19 protein-coding genes are annotated in these 25424 nt (G+C 61.1%); 10 read left to right on the top strand and 9 right to left on the bottom strand.

Annotated features, from left to right (window positions below; all coding sequences use genetic code 11):
* Positions 1-64: 64 nt before the first annotated feature.
* The 4 genes from ycaC to IH404_RS12500 all read right to left on the bottom strand — a co-directional run bounded on the left by ycaC (position 65) and on the right by IH404_RS12500 (position 4162).
* On the bottom strand, positions 65-682 hold the full coding sequence (gene ycaC, locus IH404_RS12515; protein WP_005787666.1) for an isochorismate family cysteine hydrolase YcaC: 618 nt from the start codon (positions 680-682) through the stop codon (positions 65-67).
* Between the two features lie 24 nt (positions 683-706).
* Complete coding sequence (locus IH404_RS12510; RefSeq protein ID WP_194440542.1) at positions 707-2545, bottom strand: amidohydrolase; 1839 nt, start codon at positions 2543-2545, stop codon at positions 707-709.
* A complete protein-coding gene (locus tag IH404_RS12505; RefSeq protein ID WP_005787663.1) occupies positions 2542-3132 on the bottom strand; it encodes an antibiotic biosynthesis monooxygenase in 591 nt (196 codons plus the stop codon). Before IH404_RS12505 ends, IH404_RS12510 begins: the two co-directional genes overlap by 4 nt.
* Positions 3133-3256: 124 nt before the next feature.
* Positions 3257-4162 carry a LysR family transcriptional regulator gene (locus IH404_RS12500; protein ID WP_194440541.1) on the bottom strand — a complete coding sequence of 302 codons (906 nt, stop codon included), beginning with the start codon at positions 4160-4162 and terminating at the stop codon, positions 3257-3259.
* A gap of 203 nt (positions 4163-4365) precedes the next feature.
* On the opposite strand from IH404_RS12500, the gene IH404_RS12495 reads away from it, so the two are divergent.
* Positions 4366-4764, top strand: a complete 399-nt coding sequence (locus IH404_RS12495) for an AraC family transcriptional regulator (RefSeq protein ID WP_032876268.1) — start codon at positions 4366-4368, stop codon at positions 4762-4764.
* Positions 4765-4822: 58 nt separating this feature from the next.
* Positions 4823-7594 (top strand): winged helix-turn-helix domain-containing protein, encoded by a 2772-nt coding sequence (locus IH404_RS12490; protein ID WP_194440540.1) that lies wholly within the window; start codon positions 4823-4825, stop codon positions 7592-7594.
* Here IH404_RS12490 and IH404_RS12485 read toward each other — a convergent pair.
* On the bottom strand, positions 7541-9046 hold the full coding sequence (locus IH404_RS12485) for a winged helix-turn-helix domain-containing protein (RefSeq protein ID WP_194440539.1): 1506 nt from the start codon (positions 9044-9046) through the stop codon (positions 7541-7543). The genes IH404_RS12490 and IH404_RS12485 overlap by 54 nt on opposite strands.
* A gap of 95 nt (positions 9047-9141) precedes the next feature.
* On the bottom strand, positions 9142-10092 hold the full coding sequence (locus IH404_RS12480; protein ID WP_005787655.1) for a GlxA family transcriptional regulator: 951 nt from the start codon (positions 10090-10092) through the stop codon (positions 9142-9144).
* A gap of 181 nt (positions 10093-10273) precedes the next feature.
* Here IH404_RS12480 and IH404_RS12475 point away from each other — a divergent pair, with 181 nt between their 5' ends.
* Positions 10274-10996: a pirin family protein gene (locus IH404_RS12475; protein WP_005787654.1), complete on the top strand. Its 723-nt coding sequence runs from the start codon at positions 10274-10276 to the stop codon at positions 10994-10996.
* A gap of 145 nt (positions 10997-11141) precedes the next feature.
* Positions 11142-11528: a hypothetical protein gene (locus tag IH404_RS12470; RefSeq protein WP_194440538.1), complete on the top strand. Its 387-nt coding sequence runs from the start codon at positions 11142-11144 to the stop codon at positions 11526-11528.
* 128 nt (positions 11529-11656) lie between these two features.
* Here IH404_RS12470 and IH404_RS12465 read toward each other — a convergent pair whose 3' ends face one another.
* Positions 11657-12616: a helix-turn-helix domain-containing protein gene (locus IH404_RS12465; RefSeq protein ID WP_194440537.1), complete on the bottom strand. Its 960-nt coding sequence runs from the start codon at positions 12614-12616 to the stop codon at positions 11657-11659.
* A gap of 109 nt (positions 12617-12725) precedes the next feature.
* On the opposite strand from IH404_RS12465, the gene IH404_RS12460 reads away from it, so the two are divergent.
* Entirely contained in the window at positions 12726-13268 is a 543-nt protein-coding gene (locus IH404_RS12460; protein ID WP_194440536.1) for a thioesterase family protein, read from the top strand.
* Between the two features lie 175 nt (positions 13269-13443).
* Positions 13444-17220 carry a hypothetical protein gene (locus tag IH404_RS12455; RefSeq protein WP_194440535.1) on the top strand — a complete coding sequence of 1259 codons (3777 nt, stop codon included), beginning with the start codon at positions 13444-13446 and terminating at the stop codon, positions 17218-17220.
* Here the strand turns inward: IH404_RS12455 and IH404_RS12450 are convergent.
* Positions 17217-18845 (bottom strand): PvdJ/PvdD/PvdP-like protein, encoded by a 1629-nt coding sequence (locus IH404_RS12450; RefSeq protein WP_194440534.1) that lies wholly within the window; start codon positions 18843-18845, stop codon positions 17217-17219. The two genes, IH404_RS12455 and IH404_RS12450, sit on opposite strands and share 4 nt — an antisense overlap.
* A 142-nt stretch (positions 18846-18987) precedes the next feature.
* On the opposite strand from IH404_RS12450, the gene pvdM reads away from it, so the two are divergent.
* The 3 genes from pvdM to IH404_RS12435 are packed head-to-tail and all read left to right on the top strand — an operon-like array spanning position 18988 to position 22525.
* Complete coding sequence (gene pvdM, locus IH404_RS12445; RefSeq protein WP_005787645.1) at positions 18988-20337, top strand: pyoverdine-tailoring dipeptidase-like protein PvdM; 1350 nt, start codon at positions 18988-18990, stop codon at positions 20335-20337.
* 18 nt (positions 20338-20355) lie between these two features.
* Positions 20356-21624 (top strand): aminotransferase class V-fold PLP-dependent enzyme, encoded by a 1269-nt coding sequence (locus IH404_RS12440; protein ID WP_194440533.1) that lies wholly within the window; start codon positions 20356-20358, stop codon positions 21622-21624.
* A 28-nt stretch (positions 21625-21652) separates the two neighbouring features.
* On the top strand, positions 21653-22525 hold the full coding sequence (locus IH404_RS12435) for a formylglycine-generating enzyme family protein (protein WP_005787642.1): 873 nt from the start codon (positions 21653-21655) through the stop codon (positions 22523-22525).
* Positions 22526-22646: 121 nt separating this feature from the next.
* Here the strand turns inward: IH404_RS12435 and IH404_RS12430 are convergent, their stop codons facing one another.
* Positions 22647-23474 carry a formyltransferase family protein gene (locus IH404_RS12430; RefSeq protein WP_194440532.1) on the bottom strand — a complete coding sequence of 276 codons (828 nt, stop codon included), beginning with the start codon at positions 23472-23474 and terminating at the stop codon, positions 22647-22649.
* Between the two features lie 202 nt (positions 23475-23676).
* On the opposite strand from IH404_RS12430, the gene IH404_RS12425 reads away from it, so the two are divergent.
* The gene (locus IH404_RS12425; protein WP_005787638.1) at positions 23677-25329 is read left to right on the top strand and encodes a cyclic peptide export ABC transporter; all 1653 of its coding nucleotides are present in this window, start codon (positions 23677-23679) and stop codon (positions 25327-25329) included.
* The last annotated feature ends 95 nt before the right edge of the window (positions 25330-25424 follow it).

Here is a 25424-nt window from a genome sequence, read left to right as displayed (position 1 = left end):
GCAAGCTCGCTCCTGCAAAAGCATTACCCTCCCACAGGGGATTACTTACACCTGGCAGATCCGCTTACTTGGCAGTAAACGCCGAGTAGCTGTTCATCAGGTTGCGGTAGTTGGGGATGCGCGGCGACAGCAGGTTGGCCAGGCCTTCCATGTCGTTGCGCCAGTCCACTTGCAGCTCGCAGGCCACCGAGAACCAGTTCACCAGTTGCGCACCGGCGGCGGTCATACGTGCCCAGGCAGCTTGTTGCACGGTCTCGTTGAAGGTGCCGGAGGCGTCAGTGACCACAAACACCTCGAAGCCTTCGGCCAGGGCGCACAGGGTCGGGAAGGCAACGCACACATCCGTCACCACACCGGCAATGATGATCTGCTTGCGGCCGGTGGCCTTGACGGCCTTGACGAACTCTTCGTTGTCCCAGGCGTTGATCTGGCCAGGGCGAGCGATGTACGGCGCGTCCGGGAACAGTGCCTTGAGTTCCGGAACCAGTGGGCCGTTGGGGCCGCTTTCAAAGCTGGTGGTCAGGATGGTCGGCAGGTTGAAGAACTTGGCTACGTCGGCCAGGGCCAACACGTTGTTCTTGAACTCGTTGGGGGAAAAATCCTGCACCAGGGAGATCAGACCGGTCTGGTGATCGACCAGCAGGACAACGGCGTCATCTTTGTTCAAGCGCTTGTAAGTCATGGGGTAACTCCTTGGGTTTCTGGATTAAAAGGCAAAGCATGAGCAGCCAAACGCACCCCAGAAACCCTGGAAGTCGCTGACCGGCACGCTGGAAAGACGGGCTTTTTCATGGCTATGGGCGTGTACGCCGCACGGACCGCTGCACTGATGTACCTGCGCCTGCATCGGCGAAGTCGGGCGCCAGTGCCCTGGCACCTTGGCCACCGGCGACCAGTCCGGCAGCACCGGCACGCGCGGCGGTGCGTAATCTTCGAAGTCGCCAGCGCCGTAGACAACCTTGCCGCCGACCACGGTGAGTACCGACTCGATCCACTTGATGGCCTCTTCATCGACACTGAAAAAGTCCGCCGACAGCGCTGCGACATCGGCCAACTGACCGACCTTGATCTGGCCTTTCTTGCCCTGCTCGGACGAGAACCAGGCGCTGCCGTGGGTAAACAACTCCAGCGCGGTAAGGCGCGGCAAGCCCTCGGCATGCAGCTCCAGGCCGCCGACCGTGCGCCCGCTGACCATCCAGTACAACGAGGTCCAGGGGTTATAGCTGGAGACCCGCGTGGCATCGGTGCCCGCCCCTACCGGCACGCCTTCGGCCAACATGCGCTTGATCGGTGGCGTGGCTTCGGCGGCCTTGGCGCCATAGCGCTCGACAAAGTACTCACCCTGGAACGCCATGCGATCCTGGATCGCAATACCACCGCCGAGGGCGCGCACCCGTTCGATGTTTTTCGGGGTGATGGTTTCGGCATGGTCGAAGAACCACGGCAGGCCATTGAACGGAATGTCACGGTTGACCTTCTCGAACACGTCGAGCATACGCGAGATGGATTCGTCGTAAGTGGCGTGCAGGCGGAACGGCCAGCGCTGTTCCACCAGGTGGCGCACCACCGGTTCCAGCTCCTGTTCCATGGTCAGCGGCAGGTCCGGACGTGGTTCGAGGAAGTCTTCGAAGTCCGCAGCGGAGAACACCAGCATCTCCCCGGCACCGTTGTGGCGCAGGTAGTCGTCGCCCTGATGCAGGGTCACGCTGCCGGTCCAGTTCTTGAAGTCGCTGAGTTCTTCCTTGGGCTTTTGGGTAAACAGGTTGTAGGCGATGCGCACCGTCAACTGCTGGTCCTTGGCCAGTTGCTCGATCACCGCGTAATCGTCCGGGTAGTTCTGGAAACCACCGCCGGCATCGATAGCGCTGGTCAGGCCCAGGCGATTGAGTTCGCGCATGAATTGGCGGGTGGAGTTGACCTGATATTCCAGCGGCAGTTTTGGGCCTTTGGCCAAGGTCGAATACAAAATCATCGCGTTGGGCCGCGCCACCAGCATCCCGGTGGGGTTGCCGTTGCTGTCACGTACGATCTCGCCGCCCGGTGGGTTCGGCGTGTCCTTGGTGTAGCCGGCCACGCGCAGCGCCGCACGGTTGAGCAAGGCGCGGTCGTACAGGTGCAGCACGAACACCGGGGTATCCGGCGCGGCCTGGTTGAGTTCTTCCAGGGTGGGCATACGTTTTTCGGCGAACTGGAATTCGTTCCAGCCGCCGACCACGCGTACCCATTGCGGTGTGGGCGTACGATCCGCCTGGTCCTTGAGCATGCGCAAGGCATCGGCCAGGGACGGCACGCCCTCCCAGCGCAGTTCGAGGTTGTAGTTCAGCCCGCCACGGATCAGGTGCAGGTGCGAGTCGTTGAGCCCGGGGATGACGGTACGGCCCTTGAGGTCGATCACCTGGGTGCCACTGCCGCGCAGGGCCATGGCCTCGCCGTCAGTGCCGACAGCGACGAAGCGCCCGTCGCGAATGGCGACGGCGCTGGCGCGTGGGTTTTCCCGGTCCACGGTGTGGAACTGGCCATTGAACAGAATCAGATCGGCGTTCATAGGGTTTCCTTTACAGAGGCTTCAAGCCAGGGAGCGAACAAGCGGGTGGCTGCCGGCATCAGCAGGTACACCACCAACAGCACGATGGTGAGGGTGACCAAAAAGGTCGAAACCACGTAGTTGGACAAAAACGGATGCAGCCGCAGGATCGGCCCCCAGATAATGGGCAGCAGCAAGGTTTGCGGCAGGATCACAAACAGGCTCACCACCGCCTGCTTCCAGCGCGGTGGCTTGGCGGCGCCGTCGGCCTGAGGGGCGAACCAGAACTCATTGGCGCCGCCGATTTCAGTCTGGTCGCCGTCAGCCAGCATCGGCGCGGCTTCGTCGATCAGGGCCTGGCGTTGTGGAGAGTCGAGCCACAGTTCCAGGGCATCGGTGGAGCTATAGCGCAATACGCAGGTGAACAGGGCCGTGCCGTTTTGCTGGCTGCGCACCACGTCGACGCCCAGGTGGCCGGGGCGTTCGCCAGCGATACGCACGATGCGGCGTAGCCAGGCTTCGTACTCGGTTTCACGGCCGGGCTTGACCCGGTGCTTGACGACCAGCGTGACGACTTCGTCAGAGCTGGTTTTAGGTGTTGGGTCCATGATTGGGTGACTCCCCCGCAGGATTGAGCGATGGGAGGAGTTTGCCGGGCCGGGGGTACTGGGAATTGGATGTATGTGCTGTCTGGGTTTCTGTGGGAGGAGATCACCGACAGTCACTTGGCATTCAGTTCGCCGCCATATGCTCGGCAATCCGCCCGCGTAGCCAGCGCTCCGCCGGATCATTGTCATGCACCCCGCTCCAGACCATCGACAGTTCCGCCGCATCAATCGCAAACGGCGGATCCTCGGCCCGCAAGCGGGTGCCTTCGGTCAACGCGCACGCTGCGTAGTCCGGCACGGTCGCGATGATCTGCGTTCCCGCCAGCAACGCGCGCAACCCGCTGAACTGCGGCACCGCCAGCACCACCCGCCGCGAGCGGCCGATGCGCGCCAGGTCCAGGTCGATATTGCCGCTCAGGTCACCCGAGAATGACACCATCGCATGGGGCCTGGCGCAGTAGTCATCCAGAGTCAGCGGCGCCTCACCGTCATCCCCGCGCAACACCTTGCAGGGAATATCCCGCAGTTTCTTGCGCTTGGCATTGGCCGGCAGTTCGGTGGTGTAGCTCACCCCGACCGAAATTTCACCGCTGGCCAGCAGCGATGACATCAACAGGTAATTGGCCCGGCGCACCACCACGATGATGCCCGGGGCCTCTTCGCGCAGTTGGCTGAGCAACGCGGGAAACAGCCCGAACTCGGCGTCATCGGACAGGCCAATGCGAAACACCGCGCAACTGGTGGAAGGGTCGAAATCCTTGGCGCGGCTGACGGCGCCGGAGATGGTGTCCATGGCCGGTTGCAGCTCCTTGAGTATTGCCACCGCCCGTGGCGTGGGCTCCATACCGCGACCGTTGCGCAGCAACAACGGGTCGTCGAACAAATCGCGCAGACGGCCCAGCGCCGCGCTGACCGCCGGTTGGCCCATGAAGAGCTTCTCGGCAACCCGGGTCAGGTTTTTTTCGAACATCAGGGCCTCGAAAATCACCAGCAGGTTCATATCGACGCGACGCAGGTCGTTGCGGTTCATGGCGGTATCCAGACAATTTGCAGAGGGCAAGCAAAGCATGTCCCGCACGCCTGCGATTGCATAGCCGTGCTGTCTTTTATGCGGCGGCACCTAGCGAAATTAACAACGATTAACTCGTCAGCCAGGCGGCCCGCCAACAAGATAAGCCACGTCTACACTGCATCCATTCACGGGAACGCTCCCATCGACTGCGGATATTTGTCATGGCCCGACTTGAGCAATACGCCCCTCGTTTGTCCGCCACCGGTGGCCTGTGCCCCCGGCGCGAGCGCATCGCCAAGCAATTGATCCTCGCCAACCTCGGCGAAAGCCTGGCCATCGCCGACCTGGCACAGGCCTGCGCCTTGTCGCGCAGCCATTTCTCCCGCGCGTTCAAATGCACCACCGGAGTGTCGCCCCAGGAATGGATTCGCCAGCAGCGGATTCTGCGGGCCAAGGAATTGATCACCGGTTCGTCCTTGAGCCTCACGCAAATCAGCCTGGAATGCGGATTCTGCGACCAGGCGCACTTCTGCCATATGTTCACGCGCAGCGAAGGCGTGAACCCGATGACCTGGCGAAATCACCACTCGCGTTCCAAGCCTGACGTGATCGCCGCCTAGTGGTCTTGCCGCGGCTGGAATATGCTGGCCCAACCCCTACTCCAGAACCTGGGCAACCATGACAGACCTGAGCGACCAGGCCGTGCACTTCGGCCCCTACTGCATCCACCCGCGCCAGCGCCTGGTGCTGGAGGCCGGTCGCCCGTTGCGCCTGGGGCGGCGGGCGGTGGATATCCTGCTGATCCTGCTGGAGCAGGCCGGCAATGTGGTGAGCAAGCAGGAGCTGATCGCGCGGGTCTGGCCCACCAGCGTGGTGGAAGACGGCAACCTGCGGGTACACATGGCGGCGCTGCGCAAGGCGCTGGGTGACGGCCAGGCCGGGCAGCGCTATATCGTCACAGTCGCCCAGCGCGGCTACAGCTTTGTTGCGCCACTGAGCATCGAACCGATGACGCTACCCACCGACGGCGCCCCCCAGCGCCCGCGCCATAACCTGCCGCTGCGACGCACGCGAATGATCGGCCGCCAGGCCCTGATCGACGCCCTGGTGCAGCAACTGCCGCAGCAACGCTTCATCACCCTGACCGGCGCCGGTGGCATCGGCAAGACCACCGTGGCCCTGCGTGTCGCCGAATTGCTGATCGGGCATTACCGCGATGGGATTCATCTGCTGGACCTGGCGCCGCTGAGCGCCGCGTCAATGATCCTGCCCAATCTCACCGCCCTGCTCGGCCTCACTCCCGGCGAAAATGCGCCACTGGTCAGCTTCGCCCGCAGCCTGCAGGCGCGTCAGATGCTGCTGGTGATCGATAATTGCGAACACCTGCTCGACGACATTGCCCTGATCAGCGAAACCCTGTTGCGCCATGCGCCGCACCTGCACATTCTCAGCACCAGCCGCGAAGCCCTGCGCGCCGAGGGTGAACATGTACAACGCCTCGAACCGCTGGCCTGCCCGCCCGCCACCGGCAACCGTGCCCAGGCCCTGGGTTATCCGGCCATGCAATTGCTGATCGAGCGGGCGATGTCTCATCAGGACAGCTTTGCCCTCAGCGAAGCCGAACTGCCGTTGGCAATCGATATTTGTCAGCGCCTGGACGGCATTCCCCTGGCGATCGAACTGGTCGCCGCGCAGATCGAACGCTTTGGCTTGCAGGGGCTGCTGGTGCAGATGGAGGACAACTTCCGTCTGCTGACCCGCGGGCGACGCAGTGCCCTGCCCCGCCAGCAAACCCTGCGAGCTACGCTCGACTGGAGTTTTGATTTGCTCACCGAATGCGAAAAAATCTGCCTGCGCCGGCTCGCGGTGTTTCGCGGTGGTTTCAGCCTGGTCAGCGCGGCGGCGGTGATCGCCGGGGAAAACATTGCCCCGGCCCAGGTGCTGGGCTCCATCACGCAACTGGTGGCCAAGTCGCTGTTGAATGTGGAAGCCAGCGATGACGAGGTGGTTTATCGCCTGCTGGATATTACCCGCACCTATGCCCTGGAAAAGCTCAGCCAGGCCGGCGAGCTGCACGCCACTCGCGAACGCCACGCCGCCAGGTGCCTGGCGCTGATGGAACAGGCGCAAGGCGACTGGGAACTGATCGCCACGCAGCCCTGGATCGACCGTTACGCACCGCTGCGCGAGGACGTGCGCGCCGCACTCGACTGGAGCTTTACCGAGGAAAACGAGCACCTGTTGGCCATTCGCCTGACGGTCAGTGCGATGCCGCTGTGGCAGGAGCTGTCGTTACTGCGCGAGCACGGCGGTTATGTGCACAAGGCGCTGGCGCTGATTGATCAGGTCAAGGCCCCTTGCACCCAATTGACCCTGCAATTGCAGTTGGCCTTGGGCAGTCTCTCGTACCATGCCTTGGGCCCCGCGCCCCAGACCGTCGCAGCCTTCGTGGGTGCCGCACGCCTGGCCGAAATGAATCAGGACCTGGCCGGCCAGTTGCGTGCGGTCTCAGGCCATATGGCCGTGAACCTGTGTGCCGGACGCTATGCCGAGGCGCTGGAGCAAAGCGTACAGTTCGAGCGCCTCGACCCGCGCACCGAACCGCTGCTGGACCTCAGCGTCCAACGCTTGCGCGCGCTGGGCCAGCACTACATGGGCAATCAGCCGCTTGCTCGTCACCATGCCGAGCAGGTGCTGCAGCGCATGACCCACAGCGGCCACGTGAACCGCTTCGCCCATGGCGTTGGCGTGCAATACGACCAGAACGTCGCATCCCTGACCGTCCTGGCGAGGATCCTGTGGCTACAGGGCTTTCCCGAGTGCGCCTGGCGCACGGCCAGCCAGGCACTGGAACTGGCACTGCAGATCAATCACGGCACGTCGATCTGCTACACCCTGGCGTTGGCCGGCGTGGTAATCGCCCGCTACAACGGCGCCGAAGACGACGCACACGCGTTGCAAACGCTGCTGCTGGAGCAATCCCACAAGCATTCAGTGCAACTGTTCCAGACCTGGGCCGGGCATTACGCCGGCATCCTGGGTGACAACCATTTGCAGGGTTTGGGACTGATCGAGGATACCTTGATCACACTCGGCTCCCGTGAAGCCGACGCGGCCGCCGTCGAAAGGGCACGCAGTGGCGCTGCCGGCTGGTGCGCCACGGAAATCCTGCGGGTGCGCGCCGAACAGTTGGCGCGTCAAGGTGATATGCGCGTCGCTGAAGACCTCTTGCTCCAGGCCCTTGGCCTGGCGCGCCAGCAAGGCGCGCTCGCCTGGGAGCTGCGATGTGCGCACTCCCTGGCGCAACTGTGGCAACAGCAAGGGCGCAGCCTGGCTGCCAGGAACCTGCTGAGCCCGATCCACGCGCAATTTACCGAAGGCTTCGCCACCCAGGACTTAATGCGCGTGCGCGGCCTGCTCGACCAGTTGCAAGACAAACGGCCGGCCTGAACACGCATCCAGGCAGTCTCCATAACCTTGCTGCAACCGCTGCACCTGGCTCGGATCACGCAGTTGCGCCAAAGCATAGCTGCGCACGCAGTTGAGCAACCGGTAGCGCCGCGGGCCAAGCCCAGGCTCGATGACCAGCAGCGAGGTATTGACCAGACGCGCCAACAGATAAGTCAGGTCGGCGTGCTCAAGCTCGGTACCGCGTACCATCTCACTCAACGTGGGCAAGGTCACCGCCATCTTGAACAAGCCCAACTGCAAGAACAGCCAGCACTGCGGCAGGCTCAGACGCGCGTAGCTCCAATCCAGGGCAGCGGTCAATGAGCGATGGTGCTCTACCGCTGTGCGGCGACCGCGCGTCAGCCCCTGCAGGCCGCTGCGCAACTGCTGCTGCACTGCGCCGATGCCCAGCGCATCGACCTGGGCGGCCGCCAGTTCGAGGGCCAATGGGATACCGTCCAGGCGTCGACAAATATCGCGCAACGGCGCCAGGTCCTGCGGCCGCAATACAAAATCCTGCTGACTGGCGCGGGCGCGGGCGACAAACAGCTGCACCGCGGCACACTCCATGGCCTGCTCGACACTACGGCACGCCGACGGTGAAGGCAGTGCCAGCGCAGGTACACGCAACACCCACTCGCCGGGCGCCAGCAAGGGTTCGCGGCTGCTGATCAGGATACTCACCTCGGGCGCTCTTTCGCGCAGTGCGCGCACCAGCTTTCGACAGGCGCCGAGCAACAGGTCGGCACCGTCGAGCACCAGTAGCAGTTGGTGCGAGGCCAACTGGCGAGACACCTCATCGAGGCTGTAAGTGGGCTTGAACTGCATGACCGTGGCAACGCTGGCAAGCAGTTCGCCAAGGGTTTGCACCTGGGTCAGGTCGAGCCACCACACCCCGTCGCGATAGCGCGGCAACACGCGCTCGGCCAGGACCAGGGCCAGCGTACTTTTGCCGACGCCGGCCACACCGGTGAGGGTCAGCAAGCGTTGCCCGGACAAGCGCCGCGCCAGCAGGCTCACCAGCTCTTCGCGACCGAACACCGGGCTGAGCCGGGCAGCCAGGTTATGCGCAGCCGGCAGCGTCGGCACAGTGGCTTGCACGGGGCCGACGAAGCAATAACCACGCTGGGGGTGATTGAGGATCAGGCGTTGTCCGTCCAGCGCCCGACGCAACGCGGCAATATGCACGCGCAGGTTATTGTCTTCGACGACGCTGTTGGGCCAGACCCGTTCGATCAAGGTGGCCTTGCTGATGAACTGCCCCGGCACTTCCAGCAGTACCGCAAGAATATCCAACGCCCGCCCGCCCAACGGCACCGGCCAGCCAGACTTGCTGACCAGGCGCTGTTGCCGATGAAAGGTGTAGGGGCCGAAGCTCAGCGTCTCAGAATCTTGCATGTCCGTAACTGCGCTGAAACACCCGTGCTTGAGTGCCTGCGCATCCTTTTCCATGGGCTCGGCCCTATCTTGCCAGCTAGCGATGACAGGACAATGCTGGCACGGGGAGCGATACGGACAATCGAGTGCCTCAGACGGACATTGTGTCGTTAACTGAACTGTTGTCGGTATTGGGTCGGGTTCAGGCCCAGTTTTTCACTGAACAGAAAGCGCATATGCCGCACGCTGCCGAAGCCTGCGTGAAACGCCACGGTCTTGAGCGGCAGGTCGGTGGTTTCCAGCAGTTGCCGGGCACGGTCGATGCGCGCGCCCTGCAAGAACGCCATGGGCGTCATCTGCACGTCCTTGGCGAACAGCCGCGCAAAATGGCGTGCACTCATGCCGGCCAGTTCGGCCATGGACTCGATAGTAAACGGCTGCTCAAGATGCGCCAGCACGTGGTTCTGCACGCGGGTGATCGCGGTTTCCTGGGGCGCTACCGCAGCCGTCATGGGGCTGAACTGGGCCTGGCCACCCTGGCGCTTCATCACCACCAGCAAGACTTTGGCCACGTCCACCGCCACTTGCTTGCCATGGTCCTGGGCAACCACCGACAGGGCCAGGTCGATACCCGCAGTGACGCCGCCGGAGGTAATCAGGCGCCCGTCCTGCAAGTAGATGCGGTCTGTCTCGACGATGGCCTTGGGAAAAGCCTTGATCAAGCGCTCGGTGTAGTGCCAGTGGGTGGTCACGCGGTGCGCGTCGAGCAAACCTGCATGGCCGAGCACAAAGGCCCCGGTGCAGATCGAGCCGAAACGCCGGGCACGCGGCGCGGCGGCCTTCAGCCAAGGCAGCAACGCGGGATGGCATTCGTTATAGGCACCTGGGCCACCCGGCACCAGCAGCAGGTCATAAGCCGCCTGGGCCTGTTCCAACAGCAGATCGGTCTGGACCACCACACCATTGGATGCCCGCAACGGACCAGGCTCAGTGCCAATGGTCAGGATCTGGTAGTGATCGGCCGCCGGCAGGTAGCGGTTGGCAATCGAAAACACTTCAAGCGGCCCGGCCATGTCGAGCAGCAGGAAGTCCGGAAACAGCGCCATGGCCACGGTTTTCATAAGCGGGAAATGTCCATCGAGAAGAAGTGCGACGGGCATTATGGCACGACTTTTACTGTCAACTTGAGGTTGACAGTTATTCTATTTTCATCTTCTTAATCAATCATTCGTTAACCATTAACCTTCTTCTCAACCCAAGCGCCCTGCATCTCGCAGCCCGCGCTCACTTGAGGACTGGACCATGCTGACCCTTCGCAAAGCTTCCGAACGCGGCGCCGCCAATCACGGTTGGTTGAAGTCGTTCCACACCTTCTCTTTCGCCAACTACTGGAACCCCAAGGAGCAGGGGTTTTCCGACCTGCTGGTGATCAATGATGACCGTGTCGCCGCGGGTAAAGGCTTCGGCCAGCACCCCCACCGCGACATGGAGATCTTCTCCTATGTGCTTGAAGGCGCACTGGAGCACAAGGACACCCTGGGCACCGGTTCGGTGATTCGCCCCGGCGATGTGCAACTGATGAGCGCCGGCAGCGGCGTGGCCCACAGCGAGTTCAACCACAGCCAGCGCCTTGGTGTGCATTTCCTGCAAATCTGGATCGTGCCCAACGAAGCCGGCGCCAAGCCACGCTATCAGCAGGAGCACTTCAGTGAAGCGCAAAAACGTGGGCGCTTGCAGTTGATCATCTCGCCGGACGGCGCCAACGGTTCGCTGAAAGTGCGCCAGGACGCACGGGTGTATGCCGGGCTGTTCGACGCTGACGAAAGTACCCGCCTGGAGCTGGCACCGGATCGCTACGCCTACGTCCATGTGGCACGCGGCAGCGTTGAACTCAATGGTCAGCGCTTGCAGGAAGGCGACGGTGTGCGAGTGCGCGACGAGCGCCAGATCCGCCTGAGCCATGGCGAAGACGCCGAGGTGCTGGTGTTTGACCTGCGCCCCAACGAACTGCCGCAGATGCCATGACGGCCACAGTGATGGCCCCGTAGGCGGGACCATCGCTGGCATCGATAGTCACCATCAGCGCAATGAAGTTCTCTTAAAACATGCAGCGCGTAACATCAAACCCATGCCAAACGGCACCCAACCAAAGCACTCGGAGCACACCATCATGAAACGCCAAATCCTGCTTAGCCTCGCTTTCTCGGTACTCGCTGCAAACGCTTTTGCCCACCCGGTAGTCGCTGAAGGCGGTGCCGACCGCCTGATGGAAACTCGTGTCGCCGAAGGTGGCGCGGATCGCTTGCAGGAACGTGGCCTGGCCGAAGGTGGTGCTGACCGCTTGCAGGAACGTGGCTTGGCCGAAGGTGGTGCTGACCGCTTGCAGGAACGCGGCCTGGCCGAAGGTGGTGCTGACCGCTTGCAGGAACGTGGCTTGGCCGAAGGTGGTGCTGACCGCTTGCAGGAACGTGGCTTGGCCGAAGGTGGTGCTGACCGCTTGCAGGAACGTGGCTTGGCCGAAGGTGGTGCCGAGCGTCTGCTGAGCTCCCACGTATAACCCCGCGCTGTTTGCGGGAGCCCCCAAACCGGCCTGATCAGCCGGTTTTTTTTCGTCTGCGATTTGCTCGGCTGTCAGGTCGCCTCCGGGGGAAGTCGAATCGTCGCACCGCCCCTTCCACATTTGGGTCAGCCCTGGACGATCAGGAATTTCTTGCGATACGCCGCCGGCAACATACCCACCCGCTGCTGAAACAGGCGTCGAAACGAATTGCTGTCTTCATAGCCAACGGCATAGGTAATGCTGTCGAGCGTCATGCGCGTTGACTCAAGCATCTGCTTGGCCCGTTCCAGACGCAGAGTTTGCAGGTAGCCGATTGGCGTATGACCGGTGGCGTCCTTGAAGCGGCGCTTGAAATTACGCACGCCAAAGCCGAAGCGCCGGGCCACCTCGTCGATCACCAATGACTCGGTAAAGTGCTGCTCCAACCAGTGCTGTACGCGCAGAATCTCGCTATCCCCGTGGCTTTTGGGCAACGACCACATGGCATACACCGACTGTTCGGTGCGCCCGGTATCGATCAGCAAATATTTGCCGCAGGTATAAGCCAGTTCCGCAGAGCCGAAGCGGCGGATCAGGTGCAGCATCAAATCCATCGCCGCCGTGGCGCCACCGCAGGTAATCAAGCGGTTTTCTTCGCAGAGGATCTGCCCCTCATCCAGGCAGACCTGGGCATAGCGACGACGGAAGAACTCGGTAAACGCCCAATGGGTGGTGGCGCGCAAGCCCTGCAACAGGCCCGTTTCGGCCAAGAGAAACGCGGCCGTGCACATCGAGGCCAGCACTGCGCCACGACCGTGCAGCTCACGCAACCAAGGGCCGTAAGCGGCAAACGTCGGCAAGACTTCCTTGAGGGTAAACAGAAAGCCTGGGATCAATACCAGGTCGGTCCGGGCCACCTGCGCCACGCTGCAATCCACCTCCAGGCGCTGGCCGCCCCATGTCACCACCGCCTGCCCATCCAGGGAAGCCAGCACCACCTCAAAGCACGGGCTATCCGCAAACAGGTTGGCCGCACTGAGTACTTCCATGGCGAGGGTGGCATTGGCAGCGGAACATCGGTCAGCCAGAAGCAAGGTAATGTGCATTTAAAAACCAGTTTGCGCTTTTCGCATGAAATAAGTCATTTGCGCACCTACCTTATCCGATTCCTCACCTTTACAGTGCGGTCATTGTTCAACTGTCTGGCGTCTTTTCATGAATCTCTGGTTTCGATTACTGCACATGCTGTTGCGCCGCCCCTGGCGCAAACCGGTCCACGGCCTGGCCACTACGGTGGTGCGCATGAGGGTTTGGCCGTTGGACCTGGATCTGAACCGGCATGTCACCAATGGTCGCTATTTCACCCTGGCAGATGTGGCGCGCATGGATTTTGTGCTGCGCACGGGTGCCTTTCGCGTGGCGCTGCGCCACAGGGCAGTGCCGATCGTGGGCGATACCTGGGGCAAGTTTCGTCGCGAGTTGAAACTGTTCGAGGTATTTGAAGTGCACACCCGAATGCTCGGCTGGGACCACAAGTGGAGCCTGATGGAGCACCGCTTCGTCAGCCATGGCCGAGTGATCGGCGTGGTGGTGATCCGTGGAGTGTTCCGCAGCGCCAAGGGCAACGTGCCGCCGTCGGATTTCGTGCGCGAACTGGGTCTGGAAGAAACGTCGCCACCTATGCCCCAATGGCTCAGTGACTGGGCGCGCAGTTGCGATCAGATGAGTGTGCAATTACGGGAACAAGAGCAAGCGTGAAGGCTGTTTAGCCCACAGGGGGTAATACGACCGCGTGTCGCTATTAGTCACACTCCATTCTCTGCCGGAGGGGAACCCTGGTGCCCCTTTCCTTCACCCAACTCGGCGTCTGAAGCTCAAGCGTACACCTTAGGAAACTTGCCTATTTGCTATTCGACTTACAGGTCCGCCATCCATGCTCAACCCGACTACACACGCCGAATCACACTGGTACAACAGACCCTTCCATACCCCCAAGCCTGATAGGCCGCCCCACCAGGCACCCGCAATCGAACCGGCAACCACCTTCCCTGCCGTCGACTCCGAGAAGCGTGCCATTGCGCCGAAAACCTTTAAGCAAGGGTTCGGCGACAGGCATGACCTGCAGCTGCTGGCAACGAAACTCGCAGCCATCGCGCCACAATTGGATGTAAACACCACGCCTCAAGCAATACTTGTCACCTTAAGAGCACCACTGGATATTCATCCTGACTCATCGTTTCCTATGCGCCCCAGTGAAGGGGCGACACTGGAGAGCTTTATCAGGGCCAAGGGTTGGTCGATACCGACCACCAAGCTTTCGCTGATTGAGCTGATAAATACGGTAAAACAGCAAGCCCTGGCGCAACCACTGGGGGATTTTGGTGGAGCGTTGTCATGGTCAACTCCCCTGAGCCAGGCTGAACAGAGTCGACTGCGCATTATCTCCATGAGGTCAGATTACCAGAACGCCCTGGAGGCTTTGCTGGCCGAGCACCCACTGCCCACTGAGGTACACAGTGATCCCGCCCAGGCGCTGGAGGCCTTGCTTAACGGTGCCGCTGGGCAAACGCTGGGCAAATACCTGCAGGAGCAGTCCGGCGGTATTGCCACGGCCAACAGCGCCACGGACTACCTGATGGCCGCCATTCACCTGCAATTGGACCCAGAATCCATCACCGCACCTCACCGCCATAAAGTGGCGGGATTCGATCTGGCGCACGAGAACCACTGGGGTAAACCTGCTTCCTCGGTCCTGGATGCATTGAGCAAGTACCTGATCGACAGCGCCAGGATCAGCCCTGCGCTGTCCAAAGTCGGCGCGTATGCATTACTGGCCAGGAAAGCGCCTGTCTATCTGATCAAGGACATCCCAGCCACTGTAAGGCCTGGCAGCCCCGCCTGGCTGAACCTGGTGATTGCTGCGGCAGCCATTGAAGCCGGTACGCCGGGAAAAGTCCCGAACATGACCTACGTCCAGGTGATGCAGGAAGGTGAACGTGCCAGGCTGGCGCAACCTGAGGCGGCTGAGCGAGCGCGCACGGCCGCACTGGTAGATTGGGGGGTTTGCCATAACGTGATTGCACGCAAGGACGACACGCAATACAGCCTGCAGGAACTCGAAAGCCTGAAAACCACCTTCACACAACGCCAGCAGGACATGCTCGCCGCGTCCCGAGCACTGGATATGGAACTCCCTACTCGCGAAAAAATGGCCATGGCCGTGCTGGTAGAACGATATGGCGATCTGGGCGATCTGTTCAGACAAAAGCTGATAAAGACCACCAACACGCCGCGCACAGGGCAGAACAAGGCTCATACATGGCTCTATGGCCGTCACTCGATGCTGGACATCGCAATGATGGATCTAAGATTGCCCTACCTGTTTGAATCGGCGGACAAACGTGTACCGATAAAAGACCTGAACGCCCGCTACCGGTTTGATGTGAGCGGCAACTTCGAAAAGCGCTTTGAGGAAACGATCAAGCAGAAAAAAGTCGCCCTTGGCACGACCGTCAAACACCTGATCGCTCAATTGCCCCTGGAAGACCGCAAGAACTTCGAGTACGGCAAAATTACGTATTATCGAAACTCCTCCACTGAGTTGGGCTTCTGGAGCAAGTCCAACCCCGTCTATGAAAAAAACCTGCTGGTAAAAATTGAACGTAACGGCCAAACCACTGGCTACTGTATTGACCTTACCCAAGGCGCAATCGTGCCCGTTGAAAGGTGGGCGGTTAAAGAGCGCGAGTCCAGGGATGCTGGAAATGTGGAGCTCAAGACCAACGTGTTCGTACCCACGAGCGTCAGTGCCAGCCACGCAAGCGAACGCACGACTGGCGCAGCTATGGATAGTTTTGCCACCACGCGCACTCAACACATCGCCGATGCCTTCGTCGAGCATTTCAATCTCGACGACCCGGACATGGAGAAATACGCCAGAGGCCAAACAACCCAGGACCTGGCCAATGAGAAAGCCAATCAGGTGAACGATTTCTTCATGAATTTGATTCCTTTCCGCTCGGCAATTGAAAACTTTAAAAAAGGCAACACTCTTGAGGGCGGGTTTGACTTGGCCCTGGATGTATTCGGCTTTCTGACAGCCGGCGCGGCTACCATCGGCAAACTGACCAACGTTGCTGCAAGCGCCGCATCCCTTGTGACCAAAGTCGCACGGACCGGCAAAGTCATCGGCATGGTCACATTGAGCAACTTCAACCCTTTGGACGGGTTGGCTGACCTGGCCGTTGGCGGTACAAACCTGATCAGCAAAGGGCTGAACAGGACCACGGCGTGGCTTGCCAACATACGTGCCACGGATAAAAGCCATGATTGGTTGAAAACTATCAGCCAGGAACATGGCAGCGCTTTGCTGGGTTCGGTCAAAGCCAGCGGGCGCACCCTTGAAAGTGTGGCGGTATACAAAAACAATCAGTGGCATCACTACGACCCCATCACCCGCCAACCCTACGGCGCACCGATCAAGGACTTCACCCCTAAGCTGCTGGCAACCCAGGGTGAGATCAAAGGCACCTTCGACGAGTGGATCACGAGCTGGTTCAACCCGACAAAACCCATACCGGAAGCCTTCAACGATGCCGTTGCCGACGCCAGGTCAACCGCCGCAGGTGGGGCTGCGTTCCATCAGGGGTACAGTACGGTCGACCCGACCAGCCTTGCTGGTTACTCCCCGGATCTGGGGGTCACACAATTGAAAAAACTGGCCACGGATTCCACGGCTTCACCCAGCGTACTGGGCAGCTTGTCCAGGCGCATTGACGAACTGGAGGCACTGCCAGGCAGAGTCAAAGCACTCTACGAAACGCTCATTCCGCCCAGGAATTTATCGCCCGGCAACCTCCCAACCGCCCAACAAATGCAGTTTGAAGAGGCGCTTGCCAGGGGCAACCCTGCGGGGATCGAGGGTTTCTCACCGACGATGAAAAAGCATCAATTGCGCGAGTTGATATTGACCCCTGGGCTAACCCCTGCAGAAGTCGGGGCGCTGTTCAAGCACCTGCAAAATCAGACGATTGAGACTAGCCTTGCGTTCAGCAAAAAATTCAGTGACGACATGACCGCTGCCGGCGCAACAGTCGTCTCCATGCCGCAAGGCTATTACCTGAGTCAGGTCAACCTGCCATCCGATGGCGATTGTGCCGCGCTGTCCAATGCCATGGCATTGGCTATTCTCGATGACAAGCAAGACACGCTGATCAAAAACTTCTTCATCAGTATGGCGCACCCCAAGCACCCCAACACGGAAGCATTCCGCAACAGCCTGGAGAGGTATCAAAACACGCTCAGAGACGACTTTCATTCCGGGCAACTGACCCACAACGCCACGCACGAGATGATCATCGCGGACTTGGCAAAGGCCACCACGTCCAAAGCCTTGCTCATCAGCAATCCAAAGCACGGCGTCACGGCCGGAGTGAAAGTCGTGGATGGCCAAAAAACCTGGTTCTTTTACGATCCCAACCTCGGGCTCGCCAAATTCCCCAATGAGGCGTCTATGCGCAGCGGCATGGAACGCGCGCTCAATAGTGGGCAGACCAGCCACTTGTTCCAGCCGCTCAGAAGGGCTGATGGTTACACCGTGTCCGACTTCAACGAGTTGTACCTGATGAGCAAGACGGGTAGCCCTCTAAGTGTCAGCGGCCTGTATAGAGCGGAGATAAAGCTGGAACAGGACGCTGCCAATGGCGTTTAAAGCTTGGGCGTGACCTTCAAATGCCGCGCGTACCAAGGCCGCCGCGGTACGCGTTTGAACAAGCCCTTGAGCAGGTCCTCATCGGCGCCGAAGGTAATACGCAGGGCCAGTTTCATGATTTCCGGGTCCATTTCCATCGAGCGACCCTGCTGCAAGCCCGGCGTGGTGCTGCAACCGTGGGTGTCCGGGCCCAGCCAGGGGTCGCCCACTTCAACCCAACGGCCCGGCGCAAACCAGGCCACACCGTTGACTTCAAGGCGACGCACTTCGCCCGGGTTGAAACGCTCGTGGGCGCGGAACCAGTCTTCGATACGGTCATCAATCCAGCCGTGGAAGTGCCAGAACACCGGATTGACGTGGGATGAAAACGGATCGCCAAGGAAGTCATTCTCCGGCGCATACCAGCGTGCCGAGAAGTCTGCTGGGTCACGGGCGAACGGCACAGGTGCGCCGTTGGACGGGTCACGGGGCACCGAGGCCCAGCGCATGTGCAGCCAGTCGTGCAGGCCCAGTTCCATCTCCGAGCCCAACTGGCCCAGGGTCATCCTGGCCAGGTAGCGCGGGTCGCGGTATTGGGATTCCCAGACCTGGAAGTTGCTGTGGTAGGTCTCGGCCGCCTTGATATCGCTGACCCACTGGGTGTAGTCGGCGTCGTCCGGCGCCGACCAACAGGGCGGCAGCGCGAAGCCGTCGTGGTTGTCGAAGTAGCGCACAAAGCCCAGGCGATCACGCTCCAGCGCCGGTTGCGGCGCGGGGAATTGCGGCCACGACGGCAGGTCTTGCATGGAGCGCGCAGTACCGAGCATATGCCGGTGCATGAAGAAGAAGTCGATGCCCGAGCCATTGCGATCCTTGCGTTGGCCGCGGGCATCGCGCTCCTGACCACGGGGCCCCGGTTGCCAGCCGATGCCACGCAGGGCCTCGCGTTTTTCTTCGGAGAGCTTGTGCCACTGGTCACGCGTGGCGTGCCACAGTTGGTGAAACAGGCGGTGTTCGGGAGAAATCAGCCAGGCCAGCAAGGTGGGATTCAGACCGATGCGTTGCCGCGCCTCGGGGAACAGCTGTTTGTGCGCAATGAAACGGTTGTCGCGCTCGGTCAACGCCAGGGGCCGCTCGAGGTCGAGGATTTGCCCGCTGAGCGTGGCGCTGCCGGCATTGCCGAAGTCGGCCCAGACTTCATCCAGGGTCATCTTGAACTCATAGGCCGGCACACCGCCGACTGAGTCGCGGTCGATCAACCGCCAATAGAGCACGACGCCCTCGCCCGTCAGCAGGTCGCCCAAGACTCGATAGCGTGGCTCGCCGTCGGCGCGCAGGTTCTCGGCGGTATCCAGGTAACCCCGCAGCCCACGGCCACGAGGGGCGATGTCGAGCAGCAGCTCCAGGCCGTGCAACGGCAAACCCGCAAGGCCGGCATCGCGCCCTGCCAGGCGCAGGCTCCAGACGCCGCGCAGGGTGTTCGCCAGGTGCTGGCCCTGGGTGTCGGCCAGGTCCACCGTGGCTTCGCCGGGGGTTATGGGGAATTCTTCTTCCCGCGTCAGCTCGCGACGGGCATAAAAGGCCGCCGGCACGGCCGCGCCGGTCAGCGCCAGGCCTGCGATGAACCCACGTCGAGAGATTGTCATTGGCTACCTTAGGAAACGGCTTGATCAGAGCTAGAACGTTTGCAGCCCACTGAAATTTACCGTCGCGCCAGCGCTGCCTAAATTTCCCCCGCCAGCGCTCGTTCTTCCCTGATAGCAAAGGCCGCAACTGACTGAGATGGCAATGACAAAATCACGTTCGAAAAAGGCGTTGTATATCGGCCTGCCGTTGGCCCTGGCTATCGGCGCCGGGGCCGGCTTTCTGGTCTGGGACCAATGGTTCAAGGGCAACGCCGGCTACCCGCTGGAGGTGATAAAGCAGGCCAATGAAATGCAGGATCGCCTGTTGTCGTTCGACAGCCACATCACCCTGCCCCTGGATTTCGGCACGGCGGGCAATGAAGCCGACAAGGATGGCAGCGGCCAGTTCGACCTGGCCAAGGCGGCGCGGGGCCGATTGTCGGGTGCCGCACTGACGATCTTCGGCTGGCCGGAGATCTGGAACGGCGACAACGCCCCGCACAAGCCCACCGACGGTTTTGTCGAAGAGGCCCGCCACGAGCAGGAGGTGCGCTACAAGATCATCTCTGGCATGGTGCGCGACTTTCCCAACCAGGTGGGCATCGCCTACACCCCGGACGATATGCGGCGCCTGCACGGCGAAGGCAAGTTCGCGATCTTTATCAGCATGCTCAACGCCTACCCGCTGGGCAACGACCTCAACCAGCTGGACCTGTGGGCCGCACGCGGCATGCGCATGTTCGGGTTCAGCTACATCGGCAATAACGCCTGGTCCGACTCGTCGCGCCCGCTGCCGTTTTTCAATGACTCCCCCGACGCCCTCGAAGGTCTGTCGCCGATCGGCCAGCAGGCGGTGCATCGCCTGAATGACCTGGGCGTGATCATCGATGTATCGCAAATGTCGACCAAGGCCCTGGAGCAAGTCGCGCAGTTGAGCCGCACGCCGATGGTGGCATCCCACTCGGCGCCTCGGGCGTCGGTGGATATCCCGCGCAACCTCAGCGACAAAGAACTGCAACTGATCAAGAACAGCGGCGGCGTGGTGCAGGTGGTGGGCTTCCCCGCGTACCTGCGCCCCTTGAGCCAGCCGACCCAGGACAAGCTCAACACCCTGCGCGCACGCTTCGACCTGCCACCACTGCCCAACCTGGCCATGGCCTTGATGCCCGGCGATGCAATCATTGCCGCCTGGCCCGAGCAACGCTTCGGCGAGTATGCCAGCGCGCTGTACGCCATCCTTGAAGAAGAACCCAAGGCCACCCTCAAGGACCTGGGAGACGCCATCGACTACACCGTGCGCAAGATCGGCATCGATCACGTCGGCATCGCCTCGGACTTCAACGACGGCGGCGGTTTGCAGGGCTGGGAGAACGTTGGCGAAGTACGCAACGTCACCGCCGAATTGATCCAGCGCGGCTACTCCGAAGCCGATATTGCCAAACTGTGGGGCGGCAACTTCCTGCGGGTGTGGGACCAGGTACAAAAAGCCGCCAAACCATTGGCCAATCGCTAACCAGCACGAAGTAAGTCCATGACCGACCGCCGTACATTTCTCAAGCAGGCCGGCGTCTTTGCCGCGAGCCTGCCACTGGGCGCCGCACTGCTGCCCGAGGCACGGGCAGCCTCTACAAACGACCCATGGACGGGACTCAAACAGCTGTTCAACCAGGATCCGGACTACCTGCACTTTTCCAACTTCCTGGTGGCCTCGCACCCCAAGCCGGTGCGCGAAGCCATTGAACGCTACCGCCAGCAGATCGATCGCAACCCCGGGCTGGCCATGGACTGGGACCTGCAGGAGACCTGGAAGCGCGAAGGCCAGGTACGCGAGTGGGCCGGCCGCTATTTGAAGGCCAAACCCGCACAGATCGCCCTCACCGGTAGCACATCCGAAGGGCTGGCGATGATTTACGGCGGGATCAAGGTGCGCGCCGACCAGGAAATCCTCACCACCGTGCACGAGCACTATGCCACCGAGTTCAGCCTGGATTTCAGAGTGCGCAAGGAGCAAACCCAGGTTCGTAAAATACGCCTGTTCGAAAACGCCAATCAGGTATCGGTCGATGAGGTGCTGAGCAATATCCAGCGCAATATCCGCCCCAACACTCGCGTATTGGGCATGACGTGGGTGCAGTCGGGCAGCGGCGTGAAATTGCCCATCGGCGAGATCGGCAAGCTGGTGGACGAACACAACCGCAACCGCGACGAGCCGGACCGCATTCTCTATGTGGTCGACGGCGTGCACGGCTTCGGCGTCGAGAACCTCGACTTCCCGGACATGCACTGCGACTTCTTTATATCAGGCACCCACAAGTGGATGTTCGGCCCGCGCGGCACCGGCCTGGTGTGCGCCCGCGAGACCGAAAACAAATACGTCACACCGATGATACCGACCTTCTCGGAAGACAAGGACTTCGCCACGACCATGACACCCGGCGGCTACCACGCCTTCGAACATCGCTGGGCCGCCGACGAAGCCTTCAAGTTGCACCTGCAGTTGGGCAAGGCGCCGGTACAGGCACGCATCCATGCGCTCAATACCGAACTGAAAGACCAGTTGCTGGCTCACTCGCAGATCGAACTGGTCACACCACGCAGCCCCGAGCTGTCGGCGGGCTTCACCTTCTTTCGGGTCAAGGGCCAGGACAGCGATGCAGTTGCGGCCCACCTGATGAAAAACCGCGTGGTGGTGGACGCGGTAGACCGTGACGTCGGCCCGGTCATTCGTACCTCGCCCGGCCTGCTCAACAACTCGGCCGAGATCCAGCGCTTCATGACCTTGCTGAGCCAGCGGTTATGACCTTTTTCCCTTTGAACGAGATGCCCACATGACTCCATCCCGACTCAAACCCCTGACCGCCCTGGCACTCACCGCCCTGTGTGGGGCCCTGCTGCCCAACCTTGCCCAGGCTGCCGCCCCGCAGCCGGGCAAGGTCTTCAAGGACTGCAAGGACTGCCCCGAGATGGTGGTGCTACCCGCCGGCACCTTCACCATGGGCACCCCGGACGATGAAGTGGGGCGCGAGCCCGATGAAGGCCCGATGCATGAAGTGACCTTCGCCAAGCCGTTCGCCATGAGCCGTTTCCACATCACCGCCGGCGAATGGGACAGTTACGTGCGCCAGACCGGCGTGAAGATCGCCAACGGCGACGACCGCCCCGGCCGCGAATGTATCGCCAGCAAGCCACGCTACCCCCAGGGCCCACGCCAGCCGGCAGTGTGCATGGACATGGACGACATCAAGCAATACGTGAGTTGGTTGTCGAAGAAGACCGGGCACACGTACCACATGGTCAGCGAAGCCCAGCGTGAATACGCCGCGCGCGCCGGTACCACCGGACCGTTCCCCTTCCCGTTCGACGAGGGCAAGGGCTACAGCATCGCCAAGCACGCCAACACCTACGGCCCGGCGGACGGCTATAGCTATTCGTCGCCGGTCGGCAGCTACCCGCCGAATGCGTTCGGGATGTATGACATGCACGGCAATGTGTATGAGCGGGTAGCCGATTGCGAGCACCCGAACTACATCGGCGCACCGACTGATGGCAGTGCGTGGGTGGAGCCGAACTGTGAGGCTTACCAGATTCGCGGCAATGACTGGGGCGAGGCGCCGGTGTTTTCGCGTTCGGGCAATCGCAACAACATCTATCCGCAGACACGCGGCGACTGGATTGGCTTTCGGGTAGTGCGCGAGCTCTAAATTGTGGGAGGGGGCTTGCTCCCGATAGCGGTGTGTCAGTCACCCATGCATTGACTGACATGCCCTCATCGGGAGCGAGCCCCCTCCCACATTTAGATCCCATGCATCAGCAAGATTGTGCTCAGCCTTGCTTGGCCAACAGCTCCAAGCCTTCGTGCAGCGCCGGGAACAGGCTGTTATTGAAGTTGTTCCAGCGCAGTTCGAGGATGGTGTCCTCGGGCGAAATCTCTGTCTTGAGCACGTCGTGGAACACTTCACCGGAGTCGATACCGTTATCCACGTAATGGAACGATGCCCCGGTCAGGTACAGCGGCTCGCACGGCTGCGTCTGCCTGGTCGCCCAATCTACAACCGCTTGCCCACGCGCGCCGTACAGCGCATTCCAGGTGGCGTAGGCCCCACGGCGCTCGTAAGGCGATTCGATGCGGGTGATGCCCGGATGAATGTTCATGATGCGCCGCGCAAACGGCGCGCCCGGACGCACCAGTTCATCGAGGATCACCAGCAAACCGTCAAGTACCACGATGTCGGCCTTCAACTCCACCAGGGTGTCATGCAGGCGCCGCTCGAAATCCTGCTTGCCAGCGATATGTTCGGCGCTGCCCCGTGGCAGCCGGCGATAGGTGGATGGCACGCTCAGCAGCAGGTTATTGACCAACTTGCCCTGCACGCGCAAATCCGCCGGGTACAACCACTGGCGGCCCGGCTTGTAGGCGAAGCCATAGTCCGCGACCAACTGCTGGTCGCGCGGGTTTTGCTCATCGTCGTCATACACCACGCCCACCAGGTTGTAGACCTCGCCCAGCGGCGTGTCGTTGAGCGAGCCCACCAGAAACTCCAGCACCGACTTCATGTAGCGCTCGTGGTCCTTATAGGCCACCGGCTGCCCGGCCTTGTCGGCAGCGGCATTTCTCAGGGACCAGACATACACCAGGTTCTTTTTCGTCATTTGTTTCGCTCTCGCTGAAAGGGCCACGCACAGCGTCGATACGCGTGCGCCTACACAACAAGAACGAACCAGGCCCCAGGCAATTTATCGCTCACTGCCACCGCCTGGCGCACCGAGCTAAATAGTCACGCCGATGCTTCGTTTGTCATGGGTAAGGGTCTGTGTGCCCAGCCCCCTCTTTTTCATTTCCCGGGAAGTATTTATGACCGACCCCAAGCGCGGCGCCTTCAAAGGTTTGCTCGCATTGCTCCGGCCCTTTCGCACCATTGTTACGGTCTCCGTCGCCCTCGGTATGGTCGGCGGCCTGGCCATCACCCTGCTGCTGGCAACCATCAACAATGCTCTGCATTCCGAGGGTGGCATGACACAGGGTGTGGTCCTGACCTTTGCCGCCTTGTGCGTGGTGGCGCTTATCAGTTCGATCATTTCCGACATCGGCACCAACTATGTCGGGCAACGGATCATTGCCGCCCTGCGCAAGGATCTGGGTGAAAAGGTGCTGTCAGCTCCGATCGGACAGATCGAGCAGTATCGCTCCCACCGCCTGATCCCGGTGCTGACCCACGACGTGGACACCATCAGCGATTTTTCCTTTGCCTTCACACCCCTGGCCATCGCCGCCACCGTTACCCTGGGTTGCCTCGGTTACCTGGCTTACCTGTCGGTGCCGATGTTTCTGATGATGGTGGTCGCGATCATTGTCGGTAGCGCCGTGCAGTTCATTGCCGGCGGCAAAGGCATCCAGGGCTTCGACCTGGCCCGCAGCCACGAGGATGAATTGCAGCGCTATTACAATGCGATTGCCTCCGGCGCGAAGGAATTGCGCATGCACCGCCCGCGGCGGTTTCGCATGAACACCCATCGCATCCAGGAAACCGCTGACCGCATCAGCGACATCCAGGTGCGCTCGGTCAATATTTATATTCTGGCCAAGACCTTCGGCTCGATGCTGTTCTTCGTGGTCATCGGCCTGGCTTTGGCGATGCAGGCGTACAACCCCAACCCCGACCCTACGGTGATTACTGGCTTCGTGCTGGTGCTGTTGTACATGAAGGGGCCGCTGGAGCACCTGCTGGGTTACTTGCCGGTCGTGGGCAAGGCCAAGATTGCCTTTGGGCGCATCAGCGAACTGTCGGAGCGTTTTTCTTCGCCCGAGCCCCACTTGTTGATGGACGACAGTGAAGCGCCAAAGCCGCTGGTCAACAGCCTTGAACTGCGTGGCGTCAGCTACAGCCCACCAGCGGTAGAAGGCAGCCAGCCGTTCCATCTGGGGCCGATCAACCTCAGCATCAAGCAAGGCGATATCGTATTTATCGTCGGCGAAAACGGTAGCGGCAAGACCACCTTGATCAAGCTGCTGCTGGGCCTGTATCCCCCTCAGGCTGGCGAGATTGTGCTCAACGGCACAGCGGTGACCGACCCTGAACGCGACGATTATCGGCAGTTGTTCACTACGGTGTTTTCTGACTACTACCTGTTCGACGATTTGGTACAAGGCAGCGCCGCCCAGTCCCTGGACAGCGCGACCAAATACCTGGAACGCCTGGAAATCGCGCACAAGGTCAGCGTCAAGGATGGCGTGTTCAGCACCACCGACCTGTCCACCGGCCAGCGCAAACGCCTGGCCCTGGTCAATGCCTGGCTGGAGGAGCGCCCGGTACTGGTGTTCGACGAATGGGCTGCCGACCAGGACCCGGCCTTTCGCCGCATCTTCTACACCGAGCTACTGCCGGACCTCAAACGCCTGGGCAAGACCATCATCGTGATCAGCCATGACGACCGTTATTTCGACATTGCCGACCAATTGGTGCGCCTGCGCGCCGGCCAGGTGGTGCATGAAATGGAGCCTGCATGATGCGTCGGAATATTTTTTCCGGTTTTGCGAAGTAGGAACGTCTCACTAGTGGTAATGAGAACTAACCTCAATAAACACTTATAATTGCCCACTTA

It is taken from the genome of Pseudomonas sp. OST1909 (assembly GCF_015277575.1).
GTDB lineage: Bacteria > Pseudomonadota > Gammaproteobacteria > Pseudomonadales > Pseudomonadaceae > Aquipseudomonas > Aquipseudomonas synxantha_A.
This window is presented reverse-complemented; position numbering and strand designations above follow the sequence as displayed.